The organism is Actinomadura sp. (assembly GCF_044508335.1).
GTDB lineage: Bacteria > Actinomycetota > Actinomycetes > Streptosporangiales > Streptosporangiaceae > Spirillospora.
This window is the reverse complement of the sequence record NZ_JBIQHY010000016.1, coordinates 47,901-62,741: the sequence shown is the minus strand read 5'-3', so window position 1 is coordinate 62,741 and position 14,841 is coordinate 47,901. Positions and strand designations below refer to the sequence as shown.

The following is a 14,841-nucleotide window of genomic DNA, read 5'->3' as shown; positions in this document are numbered from 1 at the left end:
CGCTCCTTTCAATGAATACGCCGGAATTTTATTGCATACAATGGTGTACGTCAAGGGTGGATTCGGGTCGCCGCCGTTATCGGAGCGCGTCGAAATAGCCGATGATCTGCTCCACCGGAGTCACGTTGGCGTACTTCATGTCCAGATCGAAAAGCGCCATCGCGTGCGATGCCTCGCCGCGGTCGAACGTCGCCTCCGTCGCGACCGCGACCCGGTAGTCATAGGAGAACGCATCGGTCACGGTGGCCCGCACGCAGCCGCTCGTCGTCGTCCCGCACACGACCAGGGTGTCGACCCGCAGCGACACGAGGTGGCTGATGAGCGTCGTGCCGAAGAACGCGCTCGGCTTGCGCTTCTCGATCACCAGGTCGCGCTCCTGCGGGGCGATCTCGGCGACGAACTCGTCCACCCGGGGCGTGTCGGCGGCCTGCCGGGCGTTCTTGTCGGCCCAGCGTCCCCGGTCGAAGCCGTCCGCGCGCCGGGGCGCACCCCGGGTGTAGACGACGGGGACGTCCCGCCGGTGGGCGGTCTCGATCAGGCGGCCGACATGCGGCAGCGCCTCCCAGGCCCGCTCGCCGCAGGAGCTGCGCCAGCGTTTGACCGACTCCAGGATCGGCTCGGGACGGTCGCCGCAGAACCCGTAGGTGACGTCGATGACGAGCAGGGCCGGCCGCTCGCCCAGCTCGGCCCGCCGCCCGTAGCCGCCCGCCGCGAAGACCGCCCTGTCCTGGTCGGTGAGGAACGCGTCCCAGGGAGCCGTGTTCATATCCCGTACTTCTCCAGGTCGTAGCGGCGCGGCAGCAGCGACCTGCAGATCTCCCGGTTCAGCCCGGCCTGCGGCAGCCCGATGCCCTTCTTGTCCGCCATCGCGCCCACGATCACCATGTCGTCCTCGGCCCAGGCCATGGTCTGCTTGCCCCACAGGGTCAGCGCGCCGTTGGTCGCGCTGGAGATCAGCAGCGCCTGCCGCAGGACCTCGATGTCGATGCCGTAGCGGTCCGCGAGCGCGAACGCCTCGTGGTCGGCGATCAGGCACGCCCACAGCACGAGGTTGTTCGCCGCCTTGCACACCTGCGACGTCCCCACCGCGCCCGAGTGGACGATGTCGCTGGAGTAGGCGCTGACCACGCCCTTCAGCCGCTCGAACACCTCGGCCGGCCCGCCGATGAACGACAGCAGCGTCCCCTCGTCGGCGTACCAGCTGCCCCGGCAGACGGCCGCGTCCACGACGCTCACGTCGCTCCTGGCACCGAGCTCGGCCAGCTCCTCGACCGTGTCCGGCAGCACCGTGCTGATGATCGCGATCACCGAGCCCGGCGCCGCGGAGTCGAGCAGGCCGCCCGGCCGCGTCGTCACCTCGACCACCTCGCGGTCGTAGCCCACGCACAGGAGGATGAACTCCGACTCCCGCGCCAGGTCGGCGACGTCCTCGCACCAGAGGGCGCCGGCCTTCTCGACATCGGCGCGGCGCTCCGCGTTCACGTCGAAGGCCCGGACCTCGTGGCCGTGCCGGACCAGATGGCCCATGATCGGCGTGCCCATACGGCCGACGCCGATGACCCCCACAGAACTCATCGAACCCCTCCTCCTCCTGCTGCTGCTGCTGCTCCGCGCCTCACTGGTACTGGCAGACGACGTCCACCAGCGCCGGCCGGCGCTCCTTCATCACTACGTCGACGGCGCGGCGCACCGCCGCACCGAGGTCCGCCGGGTCCGTGACCGGGCCCTCCCCGTGCCAGCCGAACGACCGCGCCAGGTTCGCGAAGTCCGGGGCCGGCTTGTCGATCTCCATGCCGAGGTAGGCGTTCTCGACCGGCGTGCCGCGCACGTTCGCCATCCGCTCCTGGTGCAGCCAGTCGTTGTAGTAGGCGCGGTTGTTGAACATGACCACCAGCATCGGGATCTGGTGGTAGGCCGCCGTCCACAGCGCCTGCGGATCGAAGAGGAGGTCGCCGTCCGGCTGCAGATCGACCACCAGCCGCCCCGCGTCCCGGTGGGCGAGCGCGGTGCCGATGGAGATGGCGATCTGCGTCCCGGTGCCCAGCGTCTTGCCGACGTGCCGGTACGGCCGGTCGAAGTCCCAGATGCGGTACGCCCACTCGCTGGCGGTGCCGGGCGCGAGCACCCAGTCGTGGTCCTTGACCGCGTCCCACACCTCGGCGGCGAGGCGGGCCGTGGAGATCGGGGTGGCGTCCCAGACCCGCTCGGCGTCCCGCTGCCATCCCGCCCACGTCTCCTCGTGCATCTTGCCGATCCGGGCGGCCTGGGCCTCCCGCTCGGCGCGGCGCGCGGGGTTCTCCTCCGCCGCGATCTCCCGGCTCAGCTCCAGGAGCCTCGGGAGGGCGACGGTCGTGTCCGCCGTGACCTGGAGGTCGACCTCTTCGAGCGAGGCGAAGTCGTGCGTCCACGACGAGATCGCCAGGTCGTTGTATCCGAGGTCGGCGATCTTGACGTCGGGCGCCAGCCGGGACGTGATCTTCCGGGTGGTGTAGTCGGTCGTCTTCGTCGGCCGCTCCATGTCCTTCACGTCGAGGAACAGGACCAGGTCGGCCTCGCCGAGCGCGGCGGTGCCCTCGGCGTTCAGCGGGTGCCGGTTCGGGAAGTTGAGCCGGTGGTGGGAGTCCACGACTCCCGCGCCGGCCAGCTCCGCCAGCTCGACGAGCAGCCCGAACGCCTCGGGGCTGCGCCCCGCGTAGCCGGGGATGATGACCGGCCGCCGGGCGTCCATCAGCATCCGCGCGAGCGCGGCCAGCGCCTTCTCGTCCGCGCCGATCGACGACGGCACCGCGAACCGCTCGAAGTTCGGGTACTCGACGGGCTCCGTCAGCCGCTGCTCCTGCAGGGCGCCGTCCATCGCGATGTAGACCGGGCCCTGCGGCTCGATCATCGCGACGCGGTGCCCGCGCGCCACCGTCGGCGCGATCGACTTGATCGACGCCGGCTGGTCGTCCCACTTGGTGTAGTCGCGGACCGCGTTGCCCTGGACGTTCGCGCTGTGGATCCAGTCGATGTTCGCCCGCCGCTTGTCCAGCGCCATCGGGCCCGCACCGCCGAGGATCATCATCGGCACCCGGTCGATGTAGGCGTAGTAGATGGCCATCGCCCCGTGCAGCAGCCCCACGACGTTGTGCAGGATCACCGCCATGGGCTCGCCGGAGGCCTTGGCGTAGCCGTGCGCGATGCCCACCGCGACGTTCTCGTGCAGGCACTGGATCAGCTCGGGACGGTTGCCGCTGTAATTGACGAGCGAGTCGTGCAGCCCGCGGAACGACGCACCCGGATTGAGGGCGACGTATCGGTATCCCATGGCGTTCACGGCGTCGGCCATGACATCCGACCCGTATTCAGGCACGCGTTTCCCGGTCAATATGACCCCCTTTTTGATTCGTGTGCTCACCGGCCTGTCCGGCGCCGTCAGATACGCCCGCCGATGTCGGACGCGCCGCTCTTGCGCGACAGCGTGAGCAGAATGGTGACGAAGATGACCAGGGCCGCGATCAGCAGTGTCCCGACCGCCGCGAGCCCGCCGATGGAGCCGTTCTGGTATTGCTCCCAGATCAGAATGGAAAGGACCTGGTTCCCCGGCGAATAGAGCAGCAGCGAACTGGCGAGCTCCCTGATCGAGACGATGAAGATGTAGATCCAGCCGGCCAGCAGACCCGGCGCCAGCAGCGGAAACACGATCTTGCGCAGGGTGCGGGGCACCGATGCCCCCGACACCTCAGAGGCCTCGTCCAGTTCCACGCTGATCTGCGACATGGCACTCGACGCGTACCGCATCCCGTAGGGCAGGTAACGCGTGACGTAGGCGATGAACAGGATCCACAGCGTCCCGTAGATGGGGACCGGCGCCCGGAGGTAGACGAAGAGCAGCGCGACACCGATGACCACACTGGGAATGGCGATCGGCGCGGTGGAGACCGCGTCGAGGAGCCAGCGGCCCTTGAGTTTGCTCCGGGCCATGAACCAGGCGGTGAAGCCCATGATCGCGATGACGACCGTCGCCGATCCCACCGCGAGCACCGCGGAGTTCTTCAGCGAGGTGACCGTGTCGGGATTGGCGAAGATCGACCGGTAGTTGTCCGCGCCCGGATGCGTCAGGGTCTCCACCGACGGCGCCGTGTAGATCTTCTGCGTCGAGGCGTAGACGAGGATGAAGATCGGCATGATGATCGCGACGAGGAAGTACAGGGCGACGAACGCCGCGGCCACCCACCGGTAGGGGCCGAGGTTGATCGTCCGGGGCCGGAATCCCTTGCCGGTGACGGTCGCGTAGCGCTTGCCGTTGCGCAGCACCCGGGAGTAGAGGTACACACCGGTGACGGTCAGCACCAGCAGGCCCAGCGCGTAGGCCCCGGCCTCGCCGTAGCGGATCGGGTAGGCGTTCAGCGCGTCCCAGATCTCGCTCGTGACCACCCGGTTGCCCTCGTACGCGCCGAGCAGCACCGGCACCTCGAACGACTCCAGCCCGGTGACGACCGCGATGATCAGGGAACCGAGCAGGGCGGGCAGGGCGAGCGGCAGGGTGACCTTCCGCAGCATCCGCGGAATGCTGGACCCGGCGGCGAGGGACGCCTCCTCCAGGCTCGGGTCCATGCCGCGGAACGCGGTCAGCGTCAGCAGGAACACCAGCGGGGCCGTGTGCAGGCCCTGCACGAACATCATGCCCCACATGCTGAAGATGTTGACGTGCACGCCGGGCAGGCTGTTCAGGGCACCGATCTGCGGGCTCGCGAGGAGCAGCCAGGCGATCGTGTGCAGGACGCCGGGGATGATCAGCGGCACCAGGGAGGCGGCTATCACCAGGCTCTTGGCCGGGGTGTCGGTGCGCGCGACGACGAAGGCGAGGCTCGCGCCGAGCACCACCGCGAAGACCGCGGATCCGACCGCGTAGAGGACCGTCGTCAGGATCGTGTCGCCGACTCCCGGCGCCGTGTAGGTCGAACGGATGTATTCGAGCGTGAACCCGGAGTCCCCGCTGAAGGTGCCGTTGATCAGGTAGGCGACCGGGCCGATCGTGAAGTATCCGATGACCGCGATGAGCGCGACCATGACGAGGAGGTTCCTGCTGATCCGCCACCGCGGCCGCCGGGTCGCCGTCGTCGGCCGCTCCGGGCTCGGCGGTGCCTCCACATCGAGCATGCTGGTTCCAGCCCTTCCCGCGAAGCTGATCGTATGGGAGGACACTCTGTTGCATACAACGGTGTACGTCAACCCTTCTGACTAGGATGAGCCGTCTCACCAGCGCTTTTCACATGTTCACAAGCAGGAGTGCGGTGAGGTCGAGTCTGGATGGCGCCGCGGACGTGCCGGGGCAGGCCCACCGGCGGCGTCCCGAGACGGCCGCCGACCGGCCCGTCAGAGTTCGGAGACCTCTTCGGCGAACAGGGAGAGCCTGATGTCTCGGGCGTCGGCGAAGTGCTGCATCGCCACCTGGTAGGCGCCCTCGGGGTCGCGCTTCTCGATCGCGTCCACGAGCTCCCCGTGCTGATCCCGCGCCACCTTCCACCGGCCGGGGGCCGCGAGGGTCGTCTCCGGGTAGCGGAGCAGGTGCAGGTTGAGGCGCTCAAGGAGATCGAGCAGCGAGTCGTTGTGGCTCGCCAGCCAGACCGCCCGGTGGAACTGGCGGTTCGCCTCGACGATCGCCGTGATGTCCTCGGGCGGGATCCGGTTGCCGCGCTCCCACAGCCCGCGCAGCAGCCGGATGTCATGGTCGGTGCGGCGCTCGGCCGCCATGCGGCCCGCGGTGGCCTCCAGCGCGATCCGGGTCTCGTAGATGTCCAGGATCTCCTGGGGGCTGCGCTCGCGGATCACCAGTCCGCGGTCGCTCCGCTCGATCAGGCCGTCCTGTTCGAGCCGGCGCAGCGCCTCCCGGATCGGCGTCCGGCTGACCTGGCACCAGGCCGCCAGGGACGCTTCGACGAGCGGCTGGCCGGCCTTGAGCTCGCCGCTGAGAATCGCGTTCTTCAACATCTCGTAGGGAGGCACCCGGACCTCCGGGGACGAATATTTCACCTTCGCCGCCGATGCGTCGTTCCCAGCCATATCCGTCCCAGTACAGAGGTCTCACACGACCGGCCATGCGCAGGTCAGAGCACGTAGTACGCAACAGTATACCAGGGGCGGGCGGAGCTTCCCGCCGCCCTCCGCGCAATCGTTCAACTCCCATCACACGCCGCGTTGACTGCACATGTCATGCAGATTTGGGGTGATCGTAGGAGTGGGTGAGGGTTACCCCGGCGAAATCCAGCCGTCCGCAGCCGGCCACGAATTCCGCCAGCGCGGCCGCGAACCGATCTTCCGCGGCATAGTCGAACGGGTCGCCTATCCGGCGCTCGTCCGGGCCGCCGCGTTCGAGCGGGTGCTTCATGTACCACTCCACGGTCCTGGCGATCGTGTCCTCGAAGCCCACGATGTCGCGGTACCCCAGCTCGGCGCGGATACGGGAGCCGTCGAGCAGCTTGTGATGGGTCGGCGGCGGGCCGCCCGAGCCCATCGACTCCAGGTTGCGGCCGCCGCCCCAGAAGTACACCGGCCGTCCCGCCGCGCGCGGATAGTTCACCAGCTCGATCTCCGCCCCCATCGCGGCGGCGGACGCGGTCTCGTCGGCGGGGCGCGACCAGCGCTGCCGCTCGTAGACCGTCCCCCCGATCGTCACCATCCGGCCGGTCCGCCCGGCGAGGACGTCCACGAGGAGCCGCAGCCGGCCGTAGGTCGCGACGACGAGGTCGAACGTCCGCTCGCCGAGGACGTCCCGCACCGGCTCCTCGAAGTGGGGGTCGGCGTGCAGGTGCTCGAACCGTTCGACGAGGCCCCGAACCAGGCGACGACGTGGTCGATGCTGTTGTCGAGCATCAGCAGCACGGTGTCGCCGGGCCCGACCCCCAGGCCGCGCAGCGCCGCCGCGGCGCGGGTGGACCGTCCGAGGAGCTCGCCGTAGGAGACCTCGCCGCCTTCGTCACGGACCGCGATCCGGTCCGCGTGGGCCTCCGCGCAGCACGTGCGCCACGGTCCGTTGCTCAAGGGGAACCATCAAGCCGCCTCCACAGGGTCGGGGACGTGTTCATGCCGCGCTCAGGACGAGCTGGGTGCAGGAGAAACGGGCCACCGGGGCGCGGTCCGCCGCCCGGTCGGGATCCCGGACGGTCACGTCCAGGACAAGGGTCCGCCGCCCGAGATGGACGGGGGCGGCGTCCTCCGCGGAGCGCCGCGGAGGACGCCGCCCTCCGCGGCCCGGCCCATGAAGTCGCAGTTCAGTTCGAGCGTGGTGAAGCGGCCTTCGCGCAGCGCCGCGTAGGACGCCCATCCGGCCGCCGCGTCGGCGAGCGCGACGATCGCGCCGCCCTGCACGAGCCCCCGCTGGTTGAGGTGCCGGGCCCCGATCCGCATCCGCGCCCGGCACGCGCCCCGGCCGATGTGGGTGGGCTCGATGCCGAGGACGTCGAGGAGGCAGCCGTCCGGCACGGGCGCCGTGCCCGGTTCGACCGCGCGGACCTCGCCGGGCGGCAGGTCCTCCGCGAACTCGTAGAGCATGTTCTGTCCCAGAGTCACAGCGGAACCCCCAGTATTTGGACGAAGAGCCCGTACAAGAACAGCCAGCCACCGACGCTGACCAGCAGGGACCTCCGCCACCCCTCGCGGGCCAGCACGAGCAGGAAGAAGAGCAGGGCCAGCGGGATCGAGGCGGCGAAGCCGACCGCCCAGAGCGCGAAGGCGGTCTGCCGCCAGAGCACGCCGGGAACCACGGCGACCGGTGGGCGGGGTGCCACGGCATGGCTTGGAGCCTCGTCACGGAGGGGGCGGCCTCTGCGGTGCGGGGCATCTATCGCTTGATTGTTTGTCGGTCGTCCGCGTCGGGGCGGGGTGTGGTGGCGGGTGCCTGCGCTGGGGGCTGCCAGGGGTCGCCGGCGCCGCCGGCGGCGAGGTGTTGTTCGTACGCGGCCACTTTGCTGTCGACTAGGGCGAGGCAGTCGTGCAGTTGCGCAATCTGCTCGGTGACGCGGCGACGGTGCTCGCGCAGCAGTTCCAGTCGCTGCGCTTCGTTGCCGGTGCCCTCGCGGACGAGCTGGGCCAGTTGGCGGATCGTGGCCAGCGGCATGCCGGAGGCACGGAACTTCACGCAGTTGCCGAGCCACTCGATGTCCCAGGCGGTGTACACCCGGCGGCCCTGATCGTCCCGCCGCACCTCTCCGATCAGGAGCCCCTCACGTTCGTACATGCGCAGGGTATGGACGCTCAACCCTGTGCGCCTCACCACTTCGCCGATGCTCACACCCGCGGCCTTCATTCCACCGATCGTAGACGTTTGACCTAGACCTTCGTCTAGCATCTAGCGTCCGCGGCATGACAGACAGCACAGGTCAGGCAGGACGCGACGCATTCGGGGCGGCCAGTACCGCCGACGAGGTTCTCGCGGGTATCGATCTCACCGGCAGGACGGTGATGGTCACCGGTGGCTATTCCGGTCTGGGTCTCGCGGCGAGTCGTGCGCTCGCCGCGGCCGGGGCCCGCGTCGTCGTCCCGGCTCGGAGGCCCGACGTCGCGCGCGGGGCACTCGCCGGGATCGAAGGCGTGGAGGTCGAGGAACTCGACTTGGCCGATCTGGATTCCGTCCGAGCCTTTTCTGAAAGGTTCCAGCGCCGCCATGCTGCGATCGATGTTCTGATCGCCGGTGCGGCCATCATGGCCTGCCCGGAAACGCGCGTCGGCCCCGGCTGGGAAGCGCAGTTCGCCACCAACCACCTCGGGCACTTCGCGCTGACGCAGTTGCTGTGGCCGACCCTCACGGCCGCCGGCAACGCCCGCGTCGTGGCGGTCAGTTCCGGCTACAACTCGGACTGGAAGATTCGCTGGGACGACATGCAATTCGCCCAGGGGTACGACAAGTGGGCGGCGTACGGACAGTCCAAGCTCGCGAACATTCTCTTCGCCCGCCATCTCGACGGGCTGGGCGCTCGGTCCGGCGTCCACGCCTTCTCGGTCAACCCCGGATGGATCATGACGTCCCTGCAGCGGCATCTCACCGTCGCCGAGATGACCGCCGCGGGCTGGCTCGATGACGACGGCACCCCCAAACCGGAACTGTTCAAGTCCCCCGAGCAGGGGGCCGCGACGGTGGTGTGGGCGGCCACGTCTCATCAACTCGACGACCATGGCGGCGCCTACTGCGCCGACTGCCGCATCACGGAGGGGCCGCCTGACAGCGATGAGGCCGCGTCTTTGTGGGCGGTCTCGACCAAGCTGACCGGTCTCGACCTCATTTCTTGAGGCGTGGCCCACAGCCGAGTCCTCACCCGGCGCGGGCTGATCCGGGCGGGGCTCTAGCAGTACCGCATCGAAACCGCCATTGACGACGTGCGTTGCCCCGTCCGGTTTCTCCCCCAGCTCGTAGCGGCGGCCGGACGGGGTCCATCGGCACGCAAGAGGTCGAAGGCGCCTCGCCTTCGACTGGCACTAGCACGAACACGACAGGAGGCAGGTAATGCCCAACGCACGGGATCTCGAAGGCGCCGTGGCGTTGGTGGTCGGTGGGAGCCGCAATCAGGGGGCGGCGTTCGCCGAGAACATCGCCTCGCGAGGCGCGACCACGGTGATCAGTTATGCCGATCAGGAGGCGGCGGCCCAGGAGACGCCGGCGGTGCTGCAAAAGTACGAGGTGACGGCGGAGGCGGTCCGTTCCGACGCACGGATATCCGCGGAAGTCGACGAGCTGTTCGAGGGAGTGATGGCCCGCCATGGCAGGTTGGACATCGTCGTGCACACCCCGGGAGCGGTCATCAAGAAGCCGCTGGCCGAGTTCACCGATGACGAATTCGACCATCTGATCGACTTCAACGTCCGGTCGGCCTTCAACACGCTGCGCGCCGCCGCCCGGCACCTGTCCGACGGAGGCCGGTACGTGGTGCTGTCCACCACGCTCACCTCGGTCATGACCGGACCGTACGGGCTGTACTCCGGGTCCAAGGCCGCCGTGGAGCGGATGGTGCTCGCCGCCGCCAAGGAACTCGGAGACCGCGGCATCACGGTCAACGCCGTGGCCCCCGGTCCTATCGACGACTCGTTCTACCGGGCGGCCGAGACCCCCGAGTCCATCGAGGCCGCCAGGCACCACAGCCCGCGGGGCCGGCTGGGCGACCCCGCGGACATCGCCCCGGTCGTCGGCTGGCTGATCAGCGACAACGCCGGCTGGGTATCGGGCCAGACCGTACGCGCCAACGGCGCGATGTTCTAGGCGCGCCGGCCGCCGCGGGCACTGGGACCGGTGCGTGCGGCGGCCTGCCGGAAACGGTCAGGGAACGGCCGCATGCGGACGGGGAAAAGGGAGCGGAGGAGGCGTCCCATCGGGAAGAGTTCCCCCGGACGGGGGAGGGATTCTTTGGACGCCTTCTGGTCATTGATTGACGGCGAGGAGCGGCGGGAGTTGTGCCGGGCGGGCCGGGTCCGTGTTTTCCCGGATGCCGCCGAGTTGTGCACCGAGGGACGCCGATCGGAAACGGTCATGGTCCTTTTTGACACCCACGTCAAGGTCACGCGCCGGACCGCGGGCGGGCCGAGATGGCTCGCCTGCCGGGGGCCCGGCGACATCATCGGGGAGATGTCCCTGGTGCTGAACAGGCCGCATTCGGCGACCGTCGCCGCCGTCCGCGGCGGGCGGGTCCTGGTGCTGCCGCAAAGCGCGTTCGACGCGGTGGCGCGGCGGCACGCCGGGCTGCAGCGGGCCCTGCTGCGCGTCACGGCCGAGCGGCTGCGCAGCGCGGACGACGAGCGCAGCGCCGCGGAGCAGAGCGTGCTGTCCCGGGTCGCGCGGCTGCTGGGCGGGCCGGGACCGGGCGAGCGGCCGGCGGGGGCGGCGCCGCCCAGGTTCCAGCACGAGATCGCGGAGCTGCTCGGGGTGTCCCGCGCGTCGGTGGTCCGGGCGCTCACGAAGCTGCGGGCGAGCGGGATCGTCTCCACGCGGCACGGTTCCATCACCGTCCTGGACCCGGCGGGGCTGAGCCTGTTCCTGCGGGAGTGATGGCGCACGTGCGCCATACTCGCCGGTACTTTCCGCGCCTGAAATCGCCGCGCAACGGATGACCGGCCCAGCGCGGGAGCGGGGCGAATCCAATTCATGTACCGGCTGACCTGGGGTTACGAAGAATTGGAGATCGTTTCCTCGAGGCGGTTCAGATCATCACGGTTCCGTCGCCGGAATCCGCCGCGTTGACCGACGCGGAGGGCTTCTCGAAAGTTGGGCCGTCCAGACGGCCAGGGGGGAGCCCTCGATATGGACGGCATTTCTCGTCCGGGAGCCGCGTCGGCGAATCAATGGATCGGCGCACCGATCTCCGCATGCCGGGGCGCCCGACTGATCAAGGACGGCGTTTCCGTTTCCGCCCCCATCTCGGCCCGCTGGACGGCCTGTCGGAAGGGCCGAGCGGCCCGCCGACCCGTCCCACCACTGAGAGGTGCTCGATGAACTGGTCCGTCTGGGAGGTCTTCTCCGTGATCTCCGGCGTCATCATGGCGATCGCAGGGGTCGTCATGCCCGACACGAAATTGCGCGAGCGGCTGAGCATCAGCGGCACCGGGGTCGCGTTCGTCGCCTACGGCTTCTTCGTCGCCAACCAGACGTCCGGCACCTTCGAGTTCCCGGTCATCATCTTCGTCGTCCCGGTCATCGCGCTCGGCTACCTGGCGATCCAGGTCTATTCGTGGTGGACGAAGGACGAGTCGCGGGAGAATGCCCGCGACTGACGGGCAGGCACCGGGACGCGCGGAGGAGACGGTGGCCCACGAGTCGTCCGCGTGGTCCGGGGACGCCCCCGGACCGCCGAAGGCGAGGCTGGCCGAGCGGCTGGCATTGCTGGTCTGCCGGCGGGAGCGGCGGCTCGGCCGCGCGCTCGGCCGGGAGGAGCTGGCCAGGCGCATCAGCGTCTCCAAGAGCAGCCTGTACGCCTACCTGAACGGGACGACGCTGCCCCGCGCGGACGTGTTCGACCGGCTGCTGGCCGAGCTGGGCGCCGACCCGGCGGAGATGCGCGAGCTGAGCACGCTGCGGGACGCGATCGAGGTGGCGCAGCAGCGGGCGCCTCGGCGCGCGGGCGGCGTGCCGGCACCGTGCCAGCTGCCGCCCGCCACCGGACGGTTCGCCGGGCGGGCCGCCGAGCTCGGGCGGCTCGCCGGGCTGCTGGACGCGGCGGGCGGCGGCGCACCGCTCATCGTCGCGATCGACGGCACCGCCGGGATCGGCAAGACGACGCTGGCGCTGCACTGGGCGCACCGGATCCGGCGGCGCTGCCCGGACGGCCAGCTGCACGTGAACCTGCGGGGCTTCGACCCGCGCGGGCCGGTGGATCCCGGCGAGGTCCTGCACGGGTTCCTGCAGGCCCTCGGCGCGGCGCCGGAGTCGATCCCGGACGGGCTGGACGCCAAGGCCGCGCTGTACCGGAGCATGCTGGCCGACCGGCGCATGCTGGTCGTCCTCGACAACGCCGCGTCGGCCGAGGGCGTCCGCCCCCTGCTGCCCGGCACCCCGTCCTGCATCGCGGTGGTGACCAGCAGGGACCGGCTGGACAGCCTGGTCGTCCGGGAGGGCGCGCACCGCGTGACGCTGGACGTCCTGCCGCCGGGCGAGGCGCGGCTCCTGCTGGAGCGGTGGCTCGGCGAGGACCGCGTCGCGGGGCAGCGGGCGGCGGCCGGGGAGCTGGCGGCGCTGTGCGCGCGGCTGCCGCTCGCGCTGAGCATCGTCGCGGCCCGCGCGGCCCGCCGCCCGGAGTCCTCCCTGGCGGAGCTGGCGGCCCGGCTCCGCGACCTCCCGGACCGGCTCGACGCGCTCGGCGCCGGCGCCGCCGACCTGGACCTCGGCAAGGTGTTCGAGTCGTCCTACGCGCTGCTGCCCGCCCCGGCCGCCCGGCTGTTCCGGCTGCTCGGCGCGCACGCCGGGCCCGACATCGACGCGCACGCCTGCGCGGCGCTGCTCGGCGCGGACCGCCCGCCGCGCGCCGAGCTGGACGCGCTGACCGCCGCGCACATGCTCGAAGAGCAGGCCGGCGGCCGGTACTCGGCGCACGACCTGCTGCGCGCGTTCGCCCGGCGGCTGGCCGCCCGCGAGGACGAGGCGGGCAGGCGCGCCGCGGTCCGGCGGGCCGCCGACTTCTACCTGGCCGCGGCGGTCCGGGCCGCCGCGCGGCTGGAACCGTGCCGGGCCGGCGAGCTGCCGGACGCCGGGTCCGCGTCGCCCGTCCCGCCGATCGACGGCCCCGCCGGCGCGCTGGCCTGGTTCACCGCCGAGCTTCCCGTGCTGCAGGCGACGATGCGGCAGGCCGCCGCCGAGGGCCTGGACGGGCACGTGTGGCGGCTCGCCTGGGCGGCGACGGTGTTCCTGCGCCGGACGGGCCGACGCGCCGAGCGCGTCGCGGTCCACCGCGCCGGGCTCGCCGCCGCCCGGCGCACCGGGGACCGGCTGGTGCAGGCCGTCTCGATGCGGCTGCTCGCCGACGGCCTGGCGAGGATCGGCGAGCGGGCGGAGGCGCGGGAGCTGCTGGAGACATCGCTCGCCGAGTGCCGCGCCATCGGCGACGCCCGGGGGACGTTCCAGGCGCACCTGTCCCTCACCCGGCTGCACGACGCGGCGGGCACGCACGCCGAGGCCCTCGCGCACGCCGAGGAGGCGCTGAGCGGATCGGCCGAGGTCGGGAGCCTGCTGGCCCGCGCGGACGCGCTGACCTCGGTGACCCGGCAGCGGGAACGCCTCGGCCGGTACGGTGACGCGCTCCCCCTCGGCCGCCGGGCGCTCGGCCTCTACCGCCGCGCCGGCTACGCGGAGGGGGAGGCCGACGCGCTGCGCACCATCGGGCGCATCGAACGGCGGCTCGGCACGCCGGAGCGGGCGATCGTCCGGTTCGAGCAGTCGCTGGAGCTGGACCGGCGCCTCGGCGACCGGTTCTGGGCCGCGCACGTCCTGGACGACCTCGCCGACGCGCATCGGGAGGCCGGCGATCCGGCGCGGGCACGGGCGCGGCGGGCCGAATCGCTCGCGCTGTTCGAGGCGATGCGCCATCCCGCGGCGCGGGCGGTCCGGGCGAAGCTGGCGGCGGACGCCGGGTAGCGTCCCGGCCGCGTCCAGCCCCGTCCAGCGTTCTCCAGCCGCGCCGGTGCCCGGACGGGCCGCCGTGGTGGCCTGTCGGCCGTGCCTTCACCCGCCGGAGCGGCCGCCCGCGCGCACGAGGCCGAGCAGTTCCGCCGCCGCCATCGCCCAGGTCCGCCGCCGGGCGAGGACGCTGCGCGCCGCCTCCGCCCTGGCGTACGCCCCCGTCCGGTCCGTCATGATCGCCGCGATGCGGTGGCCCCAGACCGGGACGTCGAGCGCGTCGTCGTGCCGGACGGGGACGACGAGGTCCGGCGCCATCTCCGGGGCGACCTCCGTGATCAGCTCGCCGAGCCCGCTGCGGGCGCTGACCAGCGCCGGGGTCCCCATGGCGATCGCCTCGTGCCCGACCAGCCCGTACCCCTCCACCAGGGACGGCATGAGCAGCAGGCTGGCGCGGCGCAGGTCGTCCCGGATCACGGACGTCTCCGGGGAGTAGGCGCGCACCGTCACGTTCGCGGACCGGTGGCCGATCAGGTCGAGGACGTGCTCGCGCAGCCGGTGCTCGCCGCCCGCCGGCGCCCCGCGGACCAGCAGTTCCCAGTCCGCGGCGCGCGGATCCAGCGCCCAGGCGTGCCCGATCGCCTTCGCGGCGAGTTCGAGGCCCTTGAGCCGTGCGTCCTCCAGCCGCCCCATGATCATGACGAGCGGGCGGCCCGCCGGGGCGGTGCGCTCACCGGGCTCCCCGGCGTCGGAGCCGACGGCGGACCCGG

Annotated in this window: 16 protein-coding genes and 1 pseudogene; 5 read left to right on the top strand and 12 right to left on the bottom strand. The window is 71.3% G+C overall.

Features of this window, described 5'->3' with window-relative positions:
- Positions 1–76: 76 nt before the first annotated feature.
- From ACIWVC_RS09140 to ACIWVC_RS09090, 11 genes and pseudogenes are all read right to left on the bottom strand, one after another.
- Positions 77–766 carry an isochorismatase family protein gene (locus ACIWVC_RS09140; RefSeq protein ID WP_396449567.1) on the bottom strand — a complete coding sequence of 230 codons (690 nt, stop codon included), beginning with the start codon at positions 764–766 and terminating at the stop codon, positions 77–79.
- The gene (locus ACIWVC_RS09135) at positions 763–1,071 is read right to left on the bottom strand and encodes an NAD-binding protein (protein ID WP_396449589.1); all 309 of its coding nucleotides are present in this window, start codon (positions 1,069–1,071) and stop codon (positions 763–765) included. Before ACIWVC_RS09135 ends, ACIWVC_RS09140 begins: the two co-directional genes overlap by 4 nt.
- A gap of 33 nt (positions 1,072–1,104) precedes the next feature.
- Positions 1,105–1,593 (bottom strand): annotated as a pseudogene (locus ACIWVC_RS09130) (NAD(P)-dependent oxidoreductase); the annotation flags it as partial.
- Positions 1,594–1,615: 22 nt separating this feature from the next.
- A complete protein-coding gene (locus ACIWVC_RS09125) occupies positions 1,616–3,328 on the bottom strand; it encodes a thiamine pyrophosphate-binding protein (protein WP_396449566.1) in 1,713 nt (570 codons plus the stop codon).
- A gap of 86 nt (positions 3,329–3,414) precedes the next feature.
- The gene (locus tag ACIWVC_RS09120; RefSeq protein ID WP_396449565.1) at positions 3,415–5,142 is read right to left on the bottom strand and encodes an ABC transporter permease; all 1,728 of its coding nucleotides are present in this window, start codon (positions 5,140–5,142) and stop codon (positions 3,415–3,417) included.
- A gap of 216 nt (positions 5,143–5,358) precedes the next feature.
- Positions 5,359–6,045 (bottom strand): GntR family transcriptional regulator, encoded by a 687-nt coding sequence (locus tag ACIWVC_RS09115; RefSeq protein ID WP_396449564.1) that lies wholly within the window; start codon positions 6,043–6,045, stop codon positions 5,359–5,361.
- Positions 6,046–6,193: 148 nt separating this feature from the next.
- Entirely contained in the window at positions 6,194–6,760 is a 567-nt protein-coding gene (locus ACIWVC_RS09110; RefSeq protein WP_396449563.1) for a hypothetical protein, read from the bottom strand.
- The gene (locus tag ACIWVC_RS09105; protein WP_396449562.1) at positions 6,655–7,023 is read right to left on the bottom strand and encodes an AMP-binding protein; all 369 of its coding nucleotides are present in this window, start codon (positions 7,021–7,023) and stop codon (positions 6,655–6,657) included. Before ACIWVC_RS09105 ends, ACIWVC_RS09110 begins: the two co-directional genes overlap by 106 nt.
- A gap of 123 nt (positions 7,024–7,146) precedes the next feature.
- A complete protein-coding gene (locus ACIWVC_RS09100; RefSeq protein WP_396453984.1) occupies positions 7,147–7,551 on the bottom strand; it encodes a PaaI family thioesterase in 405 nt (134 codons plus the stop codon).
- On the bottom strand, positions 7,548–7,733 hold the full coding sequence (locus tag ACIWVC_RS09095; RefSeq protein WP_396449560.1) for a tripartite tricarboxylate transporter TctB family protein: 186 nt from the start codon (positions 7,731–7,733) through the stop codon (positions 7,548–7,550). Before ACIWVC_RS09095 ends, ACIWVC_RS09100 begins: the two co-directional genes overlap by 4 nt.
- A gap of 89 nt (positions 7,734–7,822) precedes the next feature.
- Positions 7,823–8,287, bottom strand: a complete 465-nt coding sequence (locus ACIWVC_RS09090; RefSeq protein ID WP_396447594.1) for a MerR family transcriptional regulator — start codon at positions 8,285–8,287, stop codon at positions 7,823–7,825.
- 56 nt (positions 8,288–8,343) lie between these two features.
- Here ACIWVC_RS09090 and ACIWVC_RS09085 point away from each other — a divergent pair, with 56 nt between their 5' ends.
- The 5 genes from ACIWVC_RS09085 (at position 8,344) to ACIWVC_RS09065 (ending at position 14,089) form a co-directional block, all read left to right on the top strand.
- Entirely contained in the window at positions 8,344–9,267 is a 924-nt protein-coding gene (locus tag ACIWVC_RS09085) for an SDR family NAD(P)-dependent oxidoreductase (RefSeq protein WP_396453983.1), read from the top strand.
- 214 nt (positions 9,268–9,481) lie between these two features.
- Positions 9,482–10,231 (top strand): SDR family oxidoreductase, encoded by a 750-nt coding sequence (locus tag ACIWVC_RS09080; RefSeq protein ID WP_396453982.1) that lies wholly within the window; start codon positions 9,482–9,484, stop codon positions 10,229–10,231.
- 72 nt (positions 10,232–10,303) lie between these two features.
- Positions 10,304–11,014 carry a Crp/Fnr family transcriptional regulator gene (locus ACIWVC_RS09075; protein WP_396447597.1) on the top strand — a complete coding sequence of 237 codons (711 nt, stop codon included), beginning with the start codon at positions 10,304–10,306 and terminating at the stop codon, positions 11,012–11,014.
- Positions 11,015–11,454: 440 nt separating this feature from the next.
- Complete coding sequence (locus ACIWVC_RS09070; protein ID WP_396453981.1) at positions 11,455–11,736, top strand: hypothetical protein; 282 nt, start codon at positions 11,455–11,457, stop codon at positions 11,734–11,736.
- Entirely contained in the window at positions 11,723–14,089 is a 2,367-nt protein-coding gene (locus ACIWVC_RS09065; protein WP_396453980.1) for an ATP-binding protein, read from the top strand. Before ACIWVC_RS09070 ends, ACIWVC_RS09065 begins: the two co-directional genes overlap by 14 nt.
- A gap of 87 nt (positions 14,090–14,176) precedes the next feature.
- Here the strand turns inward: ACIWVC_RS09065 and ACIWVC_RS09060 are convergent.
- On the bottom strand, positions 14,177–14,841 hold a 665-nt coding region (locus tag ACIWVC_RS09060; protein WP_396453979.1), incomplete at its 5' end, for a glycosyltransferase.

Bases quoted from the DNA above. Each gene is read 5' to 3' on its own strand.
- ACIWVC_RS09140 (WP_396449567.1), bottom strand. From the start codon at position 766: ATGAACACGGCTCCCTGGGACGCGTTCCTCACCGACCAGGACAGGGCG.
- ACIWVC_RS09125 (WP_396449566.1), bottom strand. From the start codon at position 3,328: ATGGCCGACGCCGTGAACGCCATGGGATACCGATACGTCGCCCTCAAT.
- ACIWVC_RS09120 (WP_396449565.1), bottom strand. From the start codon at position 5,142: ATGCTCGATGTGGAGGCACCGCCGAGCCCGGAGCGGCCGACGACGGCG.
- ACIWVC_RS09115 (WP_396449564.1), bottom strand. From the start codon at position 6,045: ATGGCTGGGAACGACGCATCGGCGGCGAAGGTGAAATATTCGTCCCCG.
- ACIWVC_RS09090 (WP_396447594.1), bottom strand. From the start codon at position 8,287: ATGAAGGCCGCGGGTGTGAGCATCGGCGAAGTGGTGAGGCGCACAGGG.
- ACIWVC_RS09085 (WP_396453983.1), top strand. From the start codon at position 8,344: ATGACAGACAGCACAGGTCAGGCAGGACGCGACGCATTCGGGGCGGCC.
- ACIWVC_RS09080 (WP_396453982.1), top strand. From the start codon at position 9,482: ATGCCCAACGCACGGGATCTCGAAGGCGCCGTGGCGTTGGTGGTCGGT.
- ACIWVC_RS09075 (WP_396447597.1), top strand. From the start codon at position 10,304: ATGCGGACGGGGAAAAGGGAGCGGAGGAGGCGTCCCATCGGGAAGAGT.
- ACIWVC_RS09070 (WP_396453981.1), top strand. From the start codon at position 11,455: ATGAACTGGTCCGTCTGGGAGGTCTTCTCCGTGATCTCCGGCGTCATC.
- ACIWVC_RS09065 (WP_396453980.1), top strand. From the start codon at position 11,723: ATGCCCGCGACTGACGGGCAGGCACCGGGACGCGCGGAGGAGACGGTG.